Below are 21,005 nucleotides of genomic sequence, written 5' to 3'. Positions count from 1 at the left end.
TATCAGGAGGTGGGTTATGAAACGCAAATTAACTGTCAGAAGGAAATATTTACAATCGTCAGTATTTGCAGTGATTTTATGGCTCAACCTGTTCAGCATCGCAGTGGTCTCTTTATTTAATTATTTTGTGTTTCACCGGATGAGCAATGACGCATATTTAAAAAGTTTTATTGAGCACAACAGCCAGGTGACGGATTTGGCCTTCAGCAATATTGATAAGCAGATTATGATGTCCGTATACCATATCCCTCAGCTTTACTTTTCTCCTATGGCGGAGAATGATGATCTGCTGTATCCTCAGGAAAAGGATATTACTGGTTCGCCGGAGAGGATTCTGGCGCAGGCGGCCGGAATGCGTAAGCTTAAGAAGGTTTCCCCCTATGTAAAGAGCATGGATATTTATTATGAAGGTACAGGAACCGTGGTGACCGGTTTTGATAAGGTCCATTTCCCTGAAAGTCAGGAGCTGTTTAAACGGTATCTTCCATGGTTTGAGCCATGGAAAGAGGGCGGTGAGGAGACCGGCTTTATGGACCGGTCTATAGAAGCGTATTCAGTAGATGAGCCTGTGATCACGTATGTGGTGAAGCTGACCCAGCACAAGTGGAAGGGAAGCTCTATCTATCTGGGAATCCATATCGCGAAGTCTGCATTTGGAGAGTATATCAGTGAGCAGGAGGGATCTCTTGCCATTATAGGTAAAGAGAACCAGGTGATTTATGATACTCCTTTCTATGAAGCGGAACGAATGTCGGCGGGGGCCGTTATGACGGAAGCCGGCAGAAATGGAGTCGTATTTGAAAAAGGCGGACAGGCGGTATCGCTGAATGTGAGCGGAGACAGCCAGACCGTGTTTTATACGGTGTCTGCAGACACGGGGCTTTTATATCTTTACCGGGTTGATGACAGCAACTTTTATCAGGAATATAACGTGACAAAACGTATGTTTATCATTGGCTATCTGGTGTCAATCGCCTTTAACCTGCTGGTACTGGTCATGATTACTTACTATAATAACACGGCCTACCGAAAACGGATTCAGCAGGTATCCAGGGGGGCAGGAATTGATATCTCACACAATAATAGAAGCTTTGAGGGAACGCTGCAGGTGCTGACCAGTGAAATCAGTTCTCTGCATCAGTCGATTGACTCCTCTAAAGCGCTTTTGTTTCAAAGCGCGGTCCGGTCGATTATTCTCAAAAAAAATCCGGAGATGGGGTATGACAAGCTGGAACCTTATTTTACGGGTGAGTGTGTATGTACCTTTTTCCTTTATCTCTCTGAAAAAGATGGCGGACGGCTGTCGTTGGAAAGTCTGCAGGAAGAGTATGAGATTGGAAGCAGGCCTTATGAAGTGTTATTTACCACCATGGAAAACGACGGTCTGGTAGCTATTATGATTGCTTCGAAACAAAATATGGCAGCAGCCAGACAAAGCTTCATGAAGGAGATGGAAGCCCGATGGAATACGTGTCACATAGTTTCCGGCAGGAACTGTTCCATAAAAAAAGAGGGAGTGAAGGAAAGCTACAAAACCGCGGCTGAAGCTGCAAAATATCGTTATATTTACACAGAGGAGGCATGCCTGTCTTACGAGGCGCTGCAGCTGGAGAAACGCAAACACTCAGGAAGTCATTTAAAGCTGTTTGAAGTCATGGAGCGTGACATTGCCAACGAGAACTTCCTGGATTTTAAAAAACGCATGGAGGGACTGATTGTGTCCTTTAAGAGCGGAGATTACGATATCACTTACTGTAATTCCACACTGCGGGATTTAGTTGCCATGTTCTATCAGATGATGCAGCAGTACCAGCTGGATATGTGGGTGGTGTTCGGTTATGACATCAGGGAATACTATAAACAGATTCCGGATATTAATGCCTTTCACCAGTGGGGAAATTATCTGTGCGAAAGCATCATCAGAAATATACGGCACCAGAAGGAATCTATCGATGTGAATTTAAAAGATAAGATCATCCGGATTATTGATGAAAAACTGGAGACCTGTATTTCGCTGGATTATCTGGCCGATGAACTGCACATGCGTCCCGACGCGGTCAGCCGTATGTTTAAGCAGATGATGGGGAAAGGATACGCGGAATATATTAAGGAACAGAAATTAAACCGCGGAATCCAGTTGATGGATGAGGGATACAGTGTGAAGGAAATCGCGGAGCAGCTTGGATACAGCTCTTCCCAGTATTTTATTAAGGTGTTTAAAAAAGCGTTCGGGATAACGCCGCATCAGTTTAAGAAGAACAGGGAAAATACAGACTGGTAAAAGGGCGAAAACTGGCTTGGAGACATACGGAAAAACCCAAGCAATGACAGAATTTTTGTATGGAGTTTTAAAGAGAAGGAGGCTGCATCTGCGATAGCTTGTCGCAAATGCAGCCTCCTTGCTGTCCACAGCTCTGGCTGGAGTTCTCAGACAGAAAGCCGGTCATTTAAAAAGGTTAATTCGTAAGTTTGACCGGAAACAGTAAAGGATACTTTGACGGCTCCATCGGCACATAACTCTTTTTTTATCTCTGTAACCATTTTGGGGGTCTCGCCGGTCTGAGCCGGCATGGCAATACATACGAACGCGCATCGCGTGTCGTTTAAGTGCTCAGCTTCAAAACGAGCGATGACAGTATCATGCCAGACATCATTTTTGGTAGAAATCTTGGCGGGAACCAGGGTGGGTTTTAAGCATGCGTCAGAATATACGGCAACGCTGGCATCACTGGTTAAGGAGCGGGCATAAGAAGCTTTCGTATTGACCAGAGCCTCGGGAGCGTCCATGTGGAAATTTATCTGGACGCTGGTGTCTGGGACCACATGATCCAGAATATCAAGAATTAGTAGGAACTTCTGATCAACAATGGCGACTGCGCGTTTATGTATGGTTGGCCGGTAATTACTGTGTTCAGCCACAGAGTAGATCAGCTGTTCCGTTTTTTCTACTGCCAGAATATCTCCAGGCTGCTGTTCGCCGTATTGCCAGGAAGAGATATACTCCCAGGGATTTTTGCGGTTTAAGGTAAGGCAGTTGTGCCAATGAGCCGATTTTAAGTTTTTTCTTTTCTCGTCATCCTTATAATAATAGATGGCGGGATCACCCAGAAGGCAGCGGCCATAAGCGGTAAATTCAAAACCGGCAGGATCTATATGTGCATGATTATTCTGAATAGGAGTACGGCAGGCAAACATGACATACAGCGCGTCATTGGACCAGTCGGTTCGTAAGAACACTTGCTTAAGCTGCTTCTGCCAGGAAGTGACGGGCATATCAGGCATCGTCATTCTATTGGTGATTCGTTCAATCTGTTTATGTAGGTCATATAAGTCAGGAACTTCCCAGATATAGGGAGCCATACCCGCCAAAAGCGCATCCATGGAGTAATAATAATGGGCGTTTTCCATGTGGGAAGGATCACCAAAGGCCATATAATGGCAGAAGGCGCCGGTAGACAGTGTGCTGCTGTAGGTATGGCTGTCACCCCAGGAAGAATTGCCTCCGCAGGGACGGGTAGCGTGGGCGGAATATTCCACCATCCTACCGAGCCTTGTCTTATAGGCGTCAGAAACGGTAAAGCCGTATTTTGCAGAAAGCAGAAGGGGGAGGCAGAACCAGTAAGCAGAGCTGTTGTGGTAGGAAGCACAGCCTTCGATCTGTCCGCCTTCCTCGGTTACCTGAGCTTCGATACTCCGATCCATCTCATGGAGCGCATGTTTCTGCCAGAGTTCAGAATCCTTAAATTCAGGAAACATGGAGGCTAAATATAAAAGCCCGTTGTTTTCCATCAGATAGTGATTATGATCCGCGTTGGGCCACAGCTTCGGTGTCACCAGATAAAGTATCTGAGCATGCTCATAGGCGCTTGTCAAGTAAGCTTCTAAAAACTTCTCATCGATAAAGCCGCCGCTTATTAAGTGGTGGACGACCCATGGCCAGGTCCGGTACATGCGGATGCCCACTTCAAGAGAGCGCCAGATCCCCTGATTGCATGCACAGCCGTCAAAATCTTCTACCGCTAGTTCGCCGTCAGCGCGGTACAGAGGCTGTGAAGGGCAATCGTCAATCCAGTGATAAAATTCACTGATAATCTTTTCTGCATAGCGCCGGTCGCCGGTGTAGGAATATGCTTCTGCCAGGAAACGCCAGTGATCCATGCGGTTTAGTTGATATGTATATTCATCGTAATCAAAGATATTCTCATGCCATTTTACCGGGTCTCCGATGAAATGAAGAGAAGAGCAGCCAGGAAGAATCATGCGCCCTTCCAGGCTGTTGTCAGCCTGTATGATCCTTGTCTCACACACCTGTGGGAAAAGCTTTCGAATGATGGCTCCTCTTTCAGCAAATGTCATGCCGTTTAAAAATTCTTTTTCCCGCTTCTCCAAATTTTTCAGAACATCACTTACGGACATGCCGTCCTTTAATACCTCTGTAATATGCATCCTTGTTTTTTCCAGTCTCTTTTTGAGGCCGGTCTCCTTTCCGCCTAATCTTTTGATGGGATTAAAATTGATCCGGATTTAGTATAGCAAATGGGCTTTTGGAGTGGCAATGACAGGTTTTTGTAAAAGTATACTATATTGTGATACAGGCCAGTTCTTAATGGTAAAAATATATCGCACTAAAGAAACTTGAACCCTATGAATTTCTGTGCAGATGAAGTAGCTAGCGGAGGCTCTCTAGAGGATACAACCTGGGCTTTATGAAGGGCTTATTGCCATGGTCAGGGCCGCTTCCCGGCGAACGCCAAATGCAATAGAAAAATCATATGCCGCCAGAAATGGCGGCATTTATTTTTCAAGATATGCATGGACTACTGTTTACCGGATAAGTCCTTGCGATAAGATCATATAAGGGAAAAGATAGAAAAAGGCAGAAATGTTTTGGTTTTATTTTTCTGTAATACTCCATAAGTTTATTAATAATAGCAGAAAGCTGGGCTTATGGGAAAATGAAAATGAAATGGAAAGCGGCCTGTTTACTGGTTGTTTTTATATTGGACATTATTTTTATAAAAGCTATGTACCAATCATACACAGAGGCAAAGAATACCCTGTTCCTTCCAGTGGGTGCGGATGCAGAGGCAAGAGATGAGGTCAGGAGGCAGTTTTCTGGAGATAAGCAGATCGCATTGACCTTTGATGACGGCCCTCATTCCGTTTATACGCCAAGACTTCTTGACGGGCTTCGCAAGAGAGGGGTCCATGCCACATTCTTTATTCTTGGTGAAAATGTGGAGGGGAAAGAGGCCATTTTGAAACAGATGAAAGAGGATGGCCATTTAATCGGGAATCATGGATATACTCATGTGCAGATGAGCAAGGAATCTGTGTTGACTGCTTGCCAGCAAATAGAACAGAATAACCGACAGATCGAAGAGATTACTGGTACAAGACCTGAGTATCTGCGGCCGCCTTATGGTTCATGGAATGACGAATTGGAGTGTACAACCGACATGACGGTTGTGCTCTGGAACTTAGACCCTCTTGACTGGAAAACAAAGAGCGTCAAAAAGGTGGTGCGTTATATTGTAAAGCGTGTGGAGCCTGGAGATATTATCCTTCTTCATGATGTGTACCCGACTTCAGTGGAAGCGGCCCTGGAGGTAATTGATACTTTGACAAAGCAGGGATATACCTTTGTTACGGTCGATGAATTGCTGATCGATTGACCGAAATCGGATTTTATGCAAGTTTTGGGCTTAGTGAAATATCGAAAACTCAATTTTACTATAATGGATTTAGAGAAATAATATCTCATATTAGTTGACGGTTCGAAAAGCCTGGCATTGCCGGCAGTTTTTTTAATTCAGTATCATCAGCACTGATGATATGTTTGGCATTGGTGATGTTAAATCTTACAGAGTATAAGTGCTGTACAGATATGAGGACATGCTGCCTGAAGAGAAAAAAGATATAAGGAAGCAGTTGATATAATCAGCTGCTTCCTTATCGATTGTAATATGTGGAAACCATGTTCAAAATGTATAAGGGAAAGGTGAAATTCTGGCCGACCTTTAATGAGATCAATGCTTTTCTGCATGGGCACAGTCTTTCGTCTGATGATTTTTTCTATGGATTGTATTCTTTGATCAGTGAAAGGCCGTGGATATAGTGCAGCTGAAGAAGCTGGGACGCAAGATCAAAATTACCGGAGCTGTAGGCATCGACGATTTCTCCGTGCTGCTTGATGGAACAGGACCGGTCCTCAGCTGTACGGATAGCAAACTTTATCAGAAGGAAACGGATAAGATTGTATCTCTTGTAGGTTTCTTTCAAAAACTGGTTGCCGCAGAAGTCAAAGAACGACTTATGAAAATGGAAGTCTGCCTCAAAGTAGGCATCGTCATCCTGTGCAATTGTCTGCTTTTTCAGATATTTTCTCAGATGCTTTGTCACTTCCTTGTCTGCACCCCTAGTAGCGGTCATAGTTAGGGCTACACAGGAGATAGCCGCAATGAATTCATTGATTTCTGCCGCATATCCATAGTCAAAGTTGATTACCTGGGCACCTGTTTTTGTAACCTCTTTAACGAGGCCGTCCTGATAAAGCTTGTTGATAGTGTCTCGCACCGGTGTGGAGGAAACTAAAAAACGCTCCTGCAGTTCTCTGTTTGTAATTTTGCTTCCCAGAGGAATGGTTCCGCTCATGATTTCATTTTTTAGAATGTCGTATAACTGTTCGCTTAGGGTCATTTTCACAAGAGTATTCTTCATCTTCGTCTCCTTCCTGATCGTCTTAATTGCTTTTATTTTACAGTTTACTATAAATCTATCTTAAAAGCAATAAAAGGGTCAATTGTTGCTCTGATTTGTCTATATAATTCCCAGAACTTTTAGAATATAAATATATTGAAAATTTTAAAATAAATATTGACAAATCTGCATATTAATGTATAATAAACACGACGATGCATGATGCATCACGCATCAAACATCAATAGAACGGACTGAAAGTGAATTACATAAAATTAGATTTTTGCACTGGAGATGTTAAAGGACTGATGACCATGTTCAATATGCTGGCGATCAGTCCGTTGTCAGGCCATTGCATCGCTTAAAGATTACGAAAAGGATTTTTCAATTTAAAAAAAAATAAAATCATTTTAAAGGAGGAATAACAATGGATATGATGAAATTTGCACCAGAACCTTTTAAAATTAAGATGGTGGAGCCTATGGGCAACCTTAACAAAGATGAGCGAAAAGAAGCTATCAAGACAGCAGGATACAATACTTTCCTGCTAAAATCAGAGGAATGTTTTATTGACCTTCTGACAGATTCAGGAACAAATGCAATGAGTGACAGACAGTGGGCAGGACTGATGTTGGGTGATGAAGCCTACGGCGGCTCCAGGAACTTTTACCATCTGGAAGAGACTGTGCAAGAATTGTTTGGATTCAAATATGTAGTTCCTACTCATCAGGGACGCGGCGCAGAGAACATCCTGTCTTCTCTTACCATTAAGCCAGGAGACTATGTGCCAGGAAATATGTACTTCACCACAACCCGCTTTCATCAGGAACACAATGGTGCTACCTTCCGCGACGTGGTTATTGACGAAGCCCATGATCCAAATGCAATCCTGGACTTCAAGGGCAATGTAGACTTAAATAAATTCCAGGCCCTCATTGATGAAGTCGGCGCAGACAAGATCCCATATATCTGCCTTGCAGTTACTGTAAACTTAGCAGGCGGGCAGCCCGTTTCCATGGCTAACATAAAGGCTGTATCCGAGATGGCCCATAAGTATGGCATTAAGGTAATGTTTGATGCCACCAGATGCGTGGAGAACGCATATTTCATCAAGACAAGAGAAAAAGGCTATGAGGATAAGACCATCAAGGAGATTGTTCACGAATTGTTCTCTTACGGCGATGGCTGCACCATGTCCGGAAAGAAAGACTGTCTGACCAATATCGGCGGATTCTTATGCATGAATGACAAAGATTTATATATCCGTGCAACTGGAATGGTCGTACAGTATGAAGGTATGCCTACCTACGGTGGAATGGCAGGAAGAGATATGGAAGCAATGGCAATTGGTCTTAGAGAGTCAATGGAATTCAACTACATCAGTCACCGCGTAAACCAGATCCGTTACCTTGGCGAGAAGCTGGACGCAGCAGGAGTTCCTATGGTTAAGCCGAGCGGCGGTCATGCAATCTTTGTAGATGCCCGTGCATTCTTAGACCATTTGGATCAGAAAACGGACTTCCCGGCACAGGCTCTGGCAGCAGCTGTTTATGAGTACTCCGGCGTTAGAACCATGGAGCGGGGCATTATCTCCGCAGGAAGAGACAATAAGACAGGAGAGAACCATGTGCCGAAGCTGGAGACAATCCGTCTGACCATTCCGAGAAGGGTTTATACATATGCACATCTGGACTATGTTGCTGACGCAATCATCCAGTTGTATCAGGTGAGACATGACATCAGCGGTCTTACATGGGTATATGAGCCAGAAGTTCTGCGTTTCTTCACCGGACGCTTTGAACCAAAGAATGGAGAACTAATTAAGGGATTCTGAAACTTAGAATTGAAGAGATAAACCATAAGTGGATTTTTGTGCAGAATGGGATTGATAAGACTTGCTCCGGAGTTTCATAATGAGCCTCCGGAGCAAGCTCTTCTTTTATATAACAATATCTTTGAAATAGATGGGACTCTATGTAAAGGGTGTATCTTGTGTAGATGATAGCTTTCATATATTCTTCATGAGCATGTTGATTTTCTGAACGGTTTGTTGTATACTGTCATAGTAGGCAGGAAGCAATGTTCATGGTGTTTCGGTGCTGGGTAACAGTGTGCAGTTTGGATGGAATCCTATTACCGTCTGATATGATAAATGTACGGTTAGAAGACTCCTTGCAGTGCAGGTTTTTTTTTCTTTAAAATAGGGCGTCCAATTGCTAAGGGCAGATTTACAAGACAGAAGAGTCTGTAATGGTTGGAGAATCAGGAGGTTTAGTTTCTTTGCCTGGTTCATTTAAGTCCCTGTTTACTGTAAGAGTAAAGCCAGACTGAGTTTAATTCTTTTTATATGGAAGCGTGCTGCTGGGATTGATAAAAACAATTATGCAGCAATCATTTGATTTTTCAAGTCAGTATCGACAAATATTCCCGTTTATTATATTGTTAAATCGTATATGTTATCTAGCTTTATTTGGGTCATTTGATGGTTCGCCACCGATAAATGGACTTTTTGTTTTTATATCATTGTTTGATCTATTCTGGAAGGAGGTATATTAAATGCTTGTATTGACATGGGCTTGCATTGAATAGAATCTTATCTGAACATAACTTATTCAAATATGTTTCTAGTACCATATAATTGTCTGGCGAGGCAGGCAACATTTTTCATATCTAAACTCATTTTCTATGATCCCATTTCGTTGAATCCCATTTTAAATATTATATATTGTAAGTTTTATTTATTTCGGTTTGCTTTCATATAGACGGTGAGGAACTTATTCAGTGTGTTTCATTGTTTCTGCGGTGGTATATTTTACCTTTTATTTTCTCTAAGTTCTTATTCATATCGGTATATTCTGTTTTCATTTTATTCCATTGTTAACGTATTTTTAAGCTTATTTATTACATTTTGCATATTGAATAGAGCAAATTTACTTATTAATTAGAGATTGAGTTACCAATAGGTTGGCGGCTTTGGTATGCAATTAATTGATCCGGGTATTTGGAATGTTTTCGTAACCAATGTTATGTGGATATAAAAAATATTAAATCGTTATTTCTGCAAAAAGACATGAAATTTCATGTGATATGACTATCTGTTATTCTGGTAATTCAGGTGTTACTTCTTTTGGATTATATTTACTTCTCCATTACATTCCATAATATTTATTAATTAATTTAATACAAAATGGCCATAGAACTTATCTCTATAAGTCTACTTTTTTACTGGGAACAACCTGAAGGATTAACCCCTGCAGGAACCATATATCCCTTCTTGAGCAAACAGACTAAATGTATTTCTGTATACCTAACTATCCCATTTAATACGGAAAATTGCAGTGCTTGAAAGTTCTTAAATGAATATAAGATATCATCAAAAAAAGTCTGTTTGGAAGAAGAAAAAACAAATAGTAAGGAGTGATGAAATTTTTCAATGAATAAAAGAAAATATTTTGTTATATTAAGTGCGGCTCTAGCGGTAATGTCTGTTCCAATTCCAAGCTATGGTGCTTGGATACGGAACGATAACCATTGGATCTATGAGGATAATCAGATTTATGAAAAGAACGCCTGGAGGCTGATTGACGGGGCTTGGTATTACTTTGATGATACTGGCTATATGGTTACTGGTTGGAAACTGATTGGCGGGGCTTGGCATTACTTTGATGATACTGGCTATATGGTTACTGGCTGGAGACTGATTGACGGCAAATGGTATTTTTTGAACCCTGTCTCTGACGGGACGAAGGGAAGAATGCTGACCGGCTGGCAATGGATTGATGGACGTTGCTATTACCTGTCTGACCTATCTGAAAATAATCATCCGAAAGGAACCCTGTACATAAATGAAAAAACGCCGGATGGGTATCCTGTAGACTCTGTTGGAGCCTGGACTGATGAATACGGTACAGTACAATATGTACCTGGAAAAGGGATACAGACAGTCATTGCAAAAGAGGCAGCTTCGGAAAGTAAACTTTCCGGAAGAGGCTCTGGTGGTGGAGGATCAGGGAGCCGGGGAAGCAGTACAAAACCAGATAAGGACCCTAAGCCAGACAGTGGTCCCAATGATTCGATACCGGGTGTGGGAGATTCAGAAGCTGTTCCAGGGATTCCGGCGACGGACGCTCCCCCTGGGGAAACCAACGAGCCAGAGGAGGAAAGGAAGCAGTACAGATACACGGTACGGTATATGGAGGTTATGGATAAGACCATATTACAGGTTGTGGCTGGTGTGGGCACGGAAGGAGAGCTGATTGCTATCCTGCAGCCGGTTATGGATGGATATAAGCCATGCGAGGGTCAGAAGGAAAGTTTTAAACTGACCAGCGATCATATGCTCCTAAATGTCTATTACGAGAAAGAAAGCGCGGCCTCCCCTTCAGAAGCCCGAAGAGTTGACTGGAACCTCTATTTTGTTGAAAAGGGAAATCATAGCAACGAGATATTGAAAGTCCAGCAGGGTCAGACGGAAGAGGATAGACTCCTTGTTGTTGATTTTCCGGAAATCATTTTAGGCGCAGATCGGTATTATTATCATTCCCTTGTTTCAAGTCCGTGGAGTGTTATTGTAAACGGCAATGGGACCCAGAAATACTATATTGAGTATGAGAAAGGAGATTACCTCCAAGAAGAGGAGGACCCGGATCAGGAGGCCAAGGCCAAGCGGGAAAAATGGCTCGGAATTGCTAGGGATGCAGATATTATGCTTAGCGGCCAGGAGCCATCAGAGCAGCAGCTTATCACTAAGAGCATAGAGGAAAGCAATGAAAGGCTTCTTAATCTGGTGTCCATGGCTGATGGTACGGAACGGAAGGAAATCTATCTCATTGCAAAGGGGCATGTGCCAAGTACCGTGATTATAAGTCAGATATTCCAAAACATTAAGGATCTATCTGAGCTGGTCATGGATGAATTCAACATAGCTGATGATAATTATACGATTGTGAGAGTTGGGTTTGAAAAAACCTATGATGAAAGCACCTGCAGTCACGATTATCAGGTTATAGATAAGGTCAACACCACATGTACAGAAAACGGTCATGAAACGGTCCGATGCCGGAAATGCGGAAAAGAAGAAACCGTGATACTGCCAGCGACCGGCCATGTGGATTCCGATCATGACGGAATCTGTGAAGTATGTGATAGGCCAGCCAGCGAAATACCGAAAACCATGCATTACAGCATCGGAGATGTACAGGCCCGTAACATTGGAAACAAAGTCTATCTGTTCCGCTGCGTCGATGAAGATTATGAGGATGCAATGAGTAACAGCCAGCAGACGGCATTGTTTCTATGTGACAGCGTGATCCGCTCAGACATACTTGAAAAAATGGGGCAAGCTGTTGATGGAGCGGATAATAAACTGAGCTTTGGGTCTAATAACAATTATAAATACTCTGAGATCCGGGAATGGCTTTTGAATCATGCGGAAGCTGATTTTGTCCACGAAACCAATATCGGGATCACCAGGTCATACATAGGTGCTACCTGGAAGGGAAGCTATGAACAGTTCAATGATAACAGCCTGATGGCTATGAAAGAGATGTTTCAGCTTTTGCAGGATAAAGTATTCATTTTATCAGTTGATGAGGCACTTAAGTACCGGAATGCTCTCTGGCGGTTTAACGGAAGTGAAACTAACAATCCGGGAACACAGGTTTCCGCTTATTCAAAAGGATATTATCTTCGTACCCCCCAGGATGGTGGACGAAAGGATTTCCTTTATGGTGACGGAATCTATGCAGTCAGCCTTGTAGATGGAAATATCCAGCCGGTAAGTGTAAAAGAGACAAGCTTTGGAATCCGGCCAGCTATGGCAATTCCCCAGGGATAGGAGGGGCAATGGGAATCATTATTATTTTGTTTGGAATTGTTGTATTGACATTATCCGGTTTCTTTTTTTGCCGTATTCTTGCAGTGAATCCGGAGCAGAGGGAACTAGAAGATAACGAGCAGATGGACTGGCTGAGAAAATACCAGGAAACAAAGTATACGGGATAATAATATAGAGAAAGGAAAATGAATATGAAAAAAAGAATGAAAGGAATCATCTGCTTGCTTTGTACATGCATGACAATAATCACATTGCCATCATGGGCAGTATATGCGGAAAATGGGCAGATCGCAGAAAAAACATTCCAGTTAGCCACTCCTTCCGAGGCGGACCGGGATACGGAAGACAATGAGGTGTTGGAGGAAGAGAAAGAAACCTGCGTGGATCTGGAATCTGGTTTAGAAACTGATGGAAAGATGGACGAGGATTTAAGAGAAGCTACTCCTTCTGCAGCGGAAGAAAAACCAAAAGCTGCACCTATAATCCTTCCCGCTAAAATAGGGGTAACGGCCACAGCGTTCAGCTCCCTGGGTGATATCTGGGATGCTTGGGCGGGAAAGACCAGCTTTGAATTCTTGAGCGAGAACCAGGGAGAAGGTACAAAAGAAAAACCCTTCCTTATCAAGAACAGGGAACAGCTTATGGGCCTCTCGGAGCTGACCGCCATGGGAATGATGGTTCCGGAGTCCGGGGAGACGAAATATGCCGGTGACTATTCCGGATGCTATTTTGCCCTAGGAGGAAACATTGATTTACAGGGAGTGGATTGGATACCCATCGGTTTTTACAGGGATTCCTCTGAAAATTCCGGTGAGGTCCCTTATCCCTTCAGCGGTGAGTTTGACGGGAACGGGTATACCATCAAGAACTTAAAGCTTTATTCTTTCGCCAGTTATAACAATGTAGGGCTGTTCGGGGCAGTCTTGGATGCGGAGATCCATGACATGGCTATCATACCGGACGGTAACGAGATAAAGGGAAAAGACCGGACCGGAGTTGTGGCCGGATATGCTGAGAATTCCAGGATCCGGAACGTGACCGTGAAAAATGCCTATATCCGCTCTAGCGGCATTGCCGGGGGAATCGCAGGAGAGGTCAGAGGTACCGTCATTGAAAATGCTATCTGTGAAAAGATGATGATTGATGCCACCGGTGGAACCGATGTGATTTATGTTGGAGGGATCGCCGGGATTGCATCGGATTCCTATATCGTGGACTCTAATGTTTCCACAGGGGACGGGACCACGGCCAGAATCCAGGGGACAGGGTATATCGGCGGGATCGTCGGATACCAGAATGCAGCCTATATCTATAATACGCATGTAAGCGGAACCATCGGCGGCTACCGTTCAACGGCTATCGGAGGGATCACTGGAAGATATGCAGCCGGGAAACTTAAAGTGGCACGGTTTGAGGGGACCATCGGAAACTCTCAGCTTGGTTCCTTAGCAAGAGAGGGAACCTTTATCGGAGCCAGACAGGGAGCCGCAACAAATTTTAATTACATAGAAGATGTGGCCTTTCTGTATGCGGATTCTGAAAGCAAGATCAGCTCCAATGTATGCGGATCAGAGATCAGTGATGATAACGACTATAGTGCGACACGTTCGTAAATGAAAAGTTTACGCACAAAGTCGAAGGCTCATAAAGCCAAAACTTTGGAGAACTGTTTATCCAAGAGGTGGAATGACAGGGTAACGCCTGAAAACGCCTCCACTAATACTCCGACTAGCTCTATAAGAAGAAATTCTAAGGGTTAGAAGCTCGGTGAAGTCGGCTGAATGGTATTGTAAATTTCCAATAACTAATAGGAGATACGAAAGCTCTTTGGAGGCAGAGGGTGTACCGGATAGGTCGGGTGTCGATAATGCATGGTGAGAATGTTTTAACGAACTGACGAACTTCTGAATGTACGGGTCTATACGTTGAATATGTAGAAATGCATATTATGCTAATTGCATAGTGAGTGTGGTCAAGTAAAAATTATAGTTATGAAAAACCATATACTGTTACAGGCAGTATCAAGCTCACAGGCTCAGAGGAAGCACCTAAACAATATCAATGATAGGATAAATGGAACGTGGAAAGGTATTGGGTCTCTTAAGAGATAATCTGACGAAAAGCTCAAGGCGTTTTATAAGCAGATGAACCAATGCTAAAGAGCGGAGGTCGCACCAGTGAAGTTCCTGTAATGGGAATGGAGGAATGGCCTCTAGTCAGTTGCATTTGTGTTAAATTCATACATCGCTCATGGAGTCGAGTATGACAGCAGAAATTGTCATCTCTTAAAGTAGGTGGCGCATACATGAAACCTACGGAAAATAGCCCCAAAAGGGCAAAATCGAGACATGCGGAATACTATGATTACCAACAAATTCAAGATGAACTTTATGCGAAAAGTCAGCGAGATGAAATCTTTGGACATCTGATGGAATTAATCATCAGTCAGGAGAATATCAAGATGGGATACCGCAACATCAAGAAGAATCATGGCAGTCATACCGCTGGAACGGATAAGAAAACAATCGATGACCTCGCTGAATTACCAGAGAGAGAATTTGTTGCCTATATCCAAAAGCTGTTTACGAATTATCAACCAAAACCTGTAAAAAGAGTAGAAATACCTAAACCTGATGGAAAAACTAGACCGCTTGGAATCCCATGTATTCAGGATAGAGTGGTACAACAATGTGTTCTGCAAGTTTTGGAACCTATTATGGAAGCGAAATTTAGCGACCACTCCTATGGTTTTCGGCCATGTAGAAGTACAGAGCATGCAATCGCGGAGACCTATAGACTTATGCAACAGTCTCATCTGCACTATGTGGTTGATGTGGATATTAAAGGTTTCTTTGATCACGTGAATCACAGAAAACTCATGAGGCAATTGTGGACGCTGGGAATTCACGACACAAAGTTATTGCAGATTATTAAGGCCATGCTAAAAGCCCCGATCCGGTTTCCTAACGGAAAATTGGTTTATCCTACAGAGGGCACGCCTCAAGGTGGTTTATGTTCCCCATTATTGGCGAATGTAATGCTCAATGAGTTGGATTGGTGGATTATGTCACAATGGGAACTGCAAAGTGACCATATGAAGAATCCTCTAAAACCGCAGTTTAATAAAAAAGGAAAAAGAGACCTTGGTGGCGAATTCACAGCATTGAGGAAATCAAATTTAAAAGAAATGTATATTGTGCGTTATGCGGATGACTTTAAAATCTTTTGTCGAGACTACAAGACGGCCCAGAAAACCTTTGTGGCAGTTAAACAATGGATAAAGGAACGGCTCCATCTTGAAATCTCGCCAGAAAAATCGAAGGTGACAAATCTGCGAAAACGATACAGTGAGTTTCTGGGATTTAAGCTAAAGGTCCACCAAAAGGGTAAGAAATATGTGGTAAAATCACATATTTCTGATAAAGCGGTTTTAAAAAGTCAAGAAAGCTTATCTAAACAGGTTAAGGAAATGCAGAAGCCCAAGGACAGTAAAGAACTTTATCAAAGAGCTGGAAAATACAATTCTATGGTAATAGGAATGCAGAATTATTATTCATTGGCAACGAATGCAAGCCTTGATTTTGGAAAGATAGGCTACAAGGTTAAAGCTCTGATTAAGAACAGGTTAAATACAACAAAAACAGGTGAAATTGGTCAAAAATATATTCGGGACAGATATGGAGGTTCTGGTCAAATAAGATGGGTGCAGGATATTCCTATAGTACCTATTGCATATGTTAAATGTAAAAATCCCATGAACAAAAAGCGTAAGGTTTGTCCATACACAGAAGCAGGCAGACAAGAAATACATGCTGGCCTGCGGATAGATGTGGAAAAACTCAGACAACTTATGCTAAATCCAGTCATGGGGCAATCCATTGAATACAATGACAACCGAATCTCATTATACGCAGCCCAATATGGTAAATGTGCTGTTACAGGTAGGATTCTGGAAGTAGAGGAAATCCACTGCCACCACAAAATCCCCTGTCACTTGGGAGGTGGAGACAGCTACCAGAATCTAATCATAGTGCAGAATATCGTACATAGATTAATTCATGCATCAGTAACAGAGACCATAGAAAAGCTGATAAACCAAATCAATCTAACCAATGACCAATTACAGAAAGTAAACAAACTGCGTGCTGCGGCAGGACTGGAAGCAGTCACAGCGGTTCCGTAGAGTTAGATGTATGAATAACAACATAAAGCAATTGATGGCAAGCCGTATGCGGTGAAAGCCGCACGTACGGTTTAGAGCGGGGGAAAATCTGGAGATAACTTCAAAGGATTACCTATCGCTATCCTATGCTGCGCATGTAGGCTACTGGCATACCGGGGATCTGTATTATACCTTGGTGCAGGGCGGGGCTAAAAGGACCATATTAGACCGGTATTTTTACGAAGAATTAGAAAATGGCATCCTGACTGTCATGGATGAGGAAAGTGGGGATTACGTTCTGGATCATTTTGCCCCAAATTCCCTTGGGCGTCCCGTGAGAGGTTACCTGTTAAATGTGAATCAGATCGACACGGTGGCAAATGGCCAGAACTTTTATGATATCGCTACACTTGAAGTGAGGGGAAGCTCCCAGCACTCCAGACCTCTTGATAAAGAACATCGGGGTGCCATTGCAGCCGGGACAACGGTAAGCGTAACAACAGCTCCAAAGAATACGGACACAGAAAAATTCCAGATGGAAGGTTCTCCAATTTACACAAACAGTAAAGGAGTAAAGAAGAGTACTGCCTATTCGGATAGCAGCCATGCCTATACCTTTACGATGCCTCAGGAGAATATATCTGTATCATCGGTTTATAAGAAGGTGGCCGTGTCCATTAAGGTGGAACCAGAGGATTATTCATTTGCAGTAGTACAGACCAGGACAGGTAACCGGAAAAGCCCGGTAAAGACCACAGAGATCAGGAATAAGGAAGGGAAGCTTATTGCCCGTTATATCAACGGAGTGTTAGAGCAGGGAACCGAAGTTCAACCAGTAAATATCAAGGCCATCATTGATGCCAATAATGACGTAGAGGACGGCCGGGTGAAATGGAGCATTGACGATCCCCAGCTTATCAGCCTGGCGAAAAATGATGATGAGGGAACTGATGGCTATACGGCCAAATCAGCCAGCCTTACCGTAAACCTTTTTTCCTCTTTTTTTACAAGCATCACAGAAGAGGCAGAAAGAACACAGGCGGAAGGGAATTACCGGTATAAGATCCCCAATACGATTTATGGAGCTGGTCACCAGAACGGCGGCGTTGCAGTCCTGACAGCACAGACCAGGCCATCCGCTTCCTTTGAGGGAAAGCCTTGTACGGCAAACAGCCGGATCAATGTTACATTTCAGATCCTGGATAATACCTTAGTGGCAACGGAGGGAGCGGCCCTTGATAAACAGGCCCTTACTTATACCGTAATAAGGAACTTGACCGGGGAACGGGCTAATCCACAGGAAACAGTGTCAGTAACGGCTCCCCAGTCATTAACGGCTGCATTTACACCGGATTTTTTCTCAAGGGATGAAGTAACCTGGTCAAGCTCGGACCCGGCAGTGGTCTTAGTATCCCAGGATCAAGAAGCTTACCGGGAAGCATCAGTTTCAGCCCTTAAGGATTCTGCCTGGATCAGAAATATCATGGCGACGGATAATGGAATCCGGGAGAGTGATAAGTATGTAAAGATCTCCGGGGCAGGAAACCGGGCTGTGATTGTTACGGTAACCGGGAAGGACAAGCTTGGAAATCAGGCTTCAGCTACATGCCAGGTAAACGTAAAGTTTGCAACCAATGACAAGACAAGGATCGTTCCGGAAGGGATCACCCTGGATAAGACGGCGCTTTCTTACAATCTTGGGTATCGGAAGGCAGGGGATATCCATTCCGAAACGGTTCAAAAAGTCGGCTTTGTAACGAGAAAACTGTCCGCAGCCGTTCTTCCGGAAGTGGAGGATAACACAGAGCATAATCCCTATGATCGCAGTGTTTTATGGACCTCTTCCGATCCGGAAGCAGTAACGGTGGATCAGGAAGGGAATGTAGCACCGGTTGACGGAGCGCCGTGGATCAGAGAAGCACTTTCAAAGGCGCCGTATCGGGCAGAAAAGAACGTGGAGATCACGGCCGTAACAAAAGATGGCCGGAAAGCTGCTTCCTGTAAGGTGACATTAACCTTCCAGGCAGAATGCATTGAGGCAGACCGGGAGAACGAAAAATATGACCTGATACTCACAAAGACGGGAAGATCAAGCAACCCCGTTCTATCATGGAAAGGATTTGAAAGCAAGAAATTCAATGCTTCTGTTTATTCTGGAATTCAGGATATGAAGAATGTTCTATGGCGTTCCTCTGATGCCAGCATCCTTACTATGGATCAGGAAGGAAACGCGGCTCCTGTAGTTTTTAATGAGAAACAGGAGATTACGGCTGACTGGATTAAGGAGGCTATGACAAAGTCCCCATATACCGGAACTGTAGCGGTAACGGTTTATGCATCTACAAATGATGGAAAGATGTTTGATTCGGTAACTGTTACTCTTAATTTTAAAGTAATTGACAATACGACCTCCGGCAGCTCCGGAGTAGGCGGTGGTTCTTTAAGCGGAGGAAGTGGAGCCCGCTCCGTGGGAGTAACGACTGCAGGGAATACACAGGGGCCAGCAGCTCCGGCCGGAGCAGTAACGGGAACCTGGACACAGGTTGCAAATGGAAAATGGATCTTTGCGTCTAATCGAACGTATACAGATGAATGGGCATATATCAGTAACCCATACGCAACCGGAGAGCAGGAAAAAGCCTCCTGGTTCCGGTTTGGCAGGGATGGGTTTATGGTAACGGGCTGGCAAACAGATCCAGATGGAAATACCTATTACTTAAAAACTGCAATGGACGGAACCCAGGGCCAAATGCTTACCGGGTGGCAGTACATACCCTGTGAAACGGGGCAAGCTGTAGGGAGAGCATGGTACTTCTTTAACCCGGAATCCGATGGAACAAGAGGTAAACTCTTAATCAGCACAGTTACACCAGATGGATATACAGTAAATGGGAAAGGCCAATGGGTACAGTAAAACGACATAATAAAAATACATATCCCCTGCCCATAGTGGCAGGGAGGAATGGAGGAAAATATGAATCGTGTAATATTAATGGGGAGACTAACCCGTGATCCAGAAGTAAGATATTCCCAAGGAGAGCGTGCTATGGCAGTTGCAAGGTATACCCTCGCAATTGACCGCAGAGCCCGCAGGAATCAGGACGGCAATGAACAGACAGCTGATTTTATCAATTGCGTTGCATTTGATAAAGCAGGAGAGTTTGCAGAAAAATATTTTCGTCAGGGTATGCGAGTGCTGATTTCCGGAAGAATCCAGACCGGGAGTTATACAAATAAGGACGGAAATAAAGTATATACAACGGATATTATTGTGGATGAACAGGATTTTGCTGATCGTAAGAATGCATCTTCTGATAATTCCAGGCCGGAGCCGTCTGATGTAGTAGGGGGCGGCTTTATGAATATTCCAGATGGAGTGGCTGATCCAGACTTACCATTTAATTAGGGGATAAAATAGTGATCTTGTACATTGGCAATAGAATATATTTAACTGATAGAAAAAAATGAAAATAGATTTTAATTAAGGCCGATTCTTGTAACAACACATATAAAAGCATGTGTTGATTGACACATATAATTGTATGTGTTACAATAATTATATCAGAAGGGAAGATACATGAAGAGTTATTCATCACGGGAAGTTATTGCAATGCTTGAAGTTGATGGATGGTATGAGGTTGGAGTAACTGGAAGTCATCACCAATACAAACATCCGATTAAGAAGGGACGTACAACAGTAAAAAATCCTGACAAAGATATTCCGCTCCCAACGCTGAAAAGTATTGAAAGACAGTCAGGGTTAAAATTCAAATAGCCCTTATTCTCTCACGATAAAATATAAATAGAGGAGGCCTTTTATCATGAAAAAATCAGAACGCTATTTTTATCCTGCTATTTTTACTTATGAATCTGGAAAGGAAATTGCAGTTGTTTTTCCTGATTTGGATTGCGCTACCAGTGGAAATGATGATGATGATGCATTTCTTTCAGCGAGGGAATTACTTGGTTGCGTCCTATATGGTTTAGAGGAAGATGAGGAGTATATACCAGATCCTACGCCGCTTTCGCAGATAGAAGTACATGAAAATGAAAGAGTGGTTTTGATTGACGTTTATATGCCTTCCATTCGTATGGCTCGAATCAACCGTTCCGTTAATCGTACAGTAACACTTCCGGCATGGCTCAATGCTATTGCCATGGAGCATGATATAAACTTTTCTCAGTTGTTACAGGAAGCTATAAAGTCCCAGCTACACATTAATAGATAAGTCCATTTGATAGCGAAAAGTTCTATAAAAATATGCTTACAAGGGAAGATGATAAATTAACAGACTGGAGTTAGCTATC

Annotated in this window: 13 protein-coding genes; 11 read left to right on the top strand and 2 right to left on the bottom strand. The window is 43.2% G+C overall.

Annotated features, from left to right (window positions below; translation table 11 throughout):
• Positions 1-16 precede the first annotated feature (16 nt).
• Positions 17-2,281 carry a helix-turn-helix transcriptional regulator gene (locus RT269_RS03005; RefSeq protein WP_313180510.1) on the top strand — a complete coding sequence of 755 codons (2,265 nt, stop codon included), beginning with the start codon at positions 17-19 and terminating at the stop codon, positions 2,279-2,281.
• A 146-nt stretch (positions 2,282-2,427) separates the two neighbouring features.
• Here the strand turns inward: RT269_RS03005 and RT269_RS03000 are convergent, their stop codons facing one another.
• The gene (locus tag RT269_RS03000; protein ID WP_313180509.1) at positions 2,428-4,446 is read right to left on the bottom strand and encodes a heparinase II/III family protein; all 2,019 of its coding nucleotides are present in this window, start codon (positions 4,444-4,446) and stop codon (positions 2,428-2,430) included.
• A gap of 509 nt (positions 4,447-4,955) precedes the next feature.
• Here RT269_RS03000 and RT269_RS02995 point away from each other — a divergent pair.
• Positions 4,956-5,675 carry a polysaccharide deacetylase family protein gene (locus RT269_RS02995; protein WP_313180508.1) on the top strand — a complete coding sequence of 240 codons (720 nt, stop codon included), beginning with the start codon at positions 4,956-4,958 and terminating at the stop codon, positions 5,673-5,675.
• A gap of 400 nt (positions 5,676-6,075) precedes the next feature.
• Here the strand turns inward: RT269_RS02995 and RT269_RS02990 are convergent, their stop codons facing one another.
• Entirely contained in the window at positions 6,076-6,720 is a 645-nt protein-coding gene (locus RT269_RS02990) for a GntR family transcriptional regulator (protein ID WP_313180507.1), read from the bottom strand.
• A 406-nt stretch (positions 6,721-7,126) separates the two neighbouring features.
• On the opposite strand from RT269_RS02990, the gene RT269_RS02985 reads away from it, so the two are divergent.
• The 9 genes from RT269_RS02985 (at position 7,127) to RT269_RS02945 (ending at position 20,926) form a co-directional block, all read left to right on the top strand.
• Complete coding sequence (locus RT269_RS02985; protein ID WP_313180506.1) at positions 7,127-8,533, top strand: tyrosine phenol-lyase; 1,407 nt, start codon at positions 7,127-7,129, stop codon at positions 8,531-8,533.
• Between the two features lie 1,599 nt (positions 8,534-10,132).
• Positions 10,133-12,535, top strand: coding sequence for a DUF6273 domain-containing protein (locus RT269_RS02980; RefSeq protein ID WP_313180505.1), 2,403 nt, complete (start codon positions 10,133-10,135; stop codon positions 12,533-12,535).
• An 8-nt stretch (positions 12,536-12,543) separates the two neighbouring features.
• On the top strand, positions 12,544-12,702 hold the full coding sequence (locus RT269_RS02975) for a hypothetical protein (protein WP_313180504.1): 159 nt from the start codon (positions 12,544-12,546) through the stop codon (positions 12,700-12,702).
• A 24-nt stretch (positions 12,703-12,726) separates the two neighbouring features.
• Positions 12,727-14,148, top strand: coding sequence for a hypothetical protein (locus RT269_RS02970; protein WP_313180503.1), 1,422 nt, complete (start codon positions 12,727-12,729; stop codon positions 14,146-14,148).
• A 692-nt stretch (positions 14,149-14,840) separates the two neighbouring features.
• Positions 14,841-16,718, top strand: a complete 1,878-nt coding sequence (gene ltrA, locus RT269_RS02965; RefSeq protein ID WP_313180502.1) for a group II intron reverse transcriptase/maturase — start codon at positions 14,841-14,843, stop codon at positions 16,716-16,718.
• Between the two features lie 175 nt (positions 16,719-16,893).
• Positions 16,894-19,611 (top strand): Ig-like domain-containing protein, encoded by a 2,718-nt coding sequence (locus RT269_RS02960; RefSeq protein ID WP_313180562.1) that lies wholly within the window; start codon positions 16,894-16,896, stop codon positions 19,609-19,611.
• 60 nt (positions 19,612-19,671) lie between these two features.
• A complete protein-coding gene (locus RT269_RS02955; RefSeq protein ID WP_313180501.1) occupies positions 19,672-20,103 on the top strand; it encodes a single-stranded DNA-binding protein in 432 nt (143 codons plus the stop codon).
• A gap of 171 nt (positions 20,104-20,274) precedes the next feature.
• Positions 20,275-20,472, top strand: coding sequence for a type II toxin-antitoxin system HicA family toxin (locus RT269_RS02950; RefSeq protein WP_313180500.1), 198 nt, complete (start codon positions 20,275-20,277; stop codon positions 20,470-20,472).
• Between the two features lie 46 nt (positions 20,473-20,518).
• The gene (locus RT269_RS02945) at positions 20,519-20,926 is read left to right on the top strand and encodes a type II toxin-antitoxin system HicB family antitoxin (RefSeq protein WP_313180499.1); all 408 of its coding nucleotides are present in this window, start codon (positions 20,519-20,521) and stop codon (positions 20,924-20,926) included.
• The last annotated feature ends 79 nt before the right edge of the window (positions 20,927-21,005 follow it).

Source organism: Lacrimispora sp., from assembly GCF_032078915.1.
Lineage (GTDB): Bacteria > Bacillota > Clostridia > Lachnospirales > Lachnospiraceae > Lacrimispora.
The sequence above is the reverse complement of the archived record's forward strand: the minus strand, read 5'-3'. Positions and strand labels throughout refer to the sequence as shown.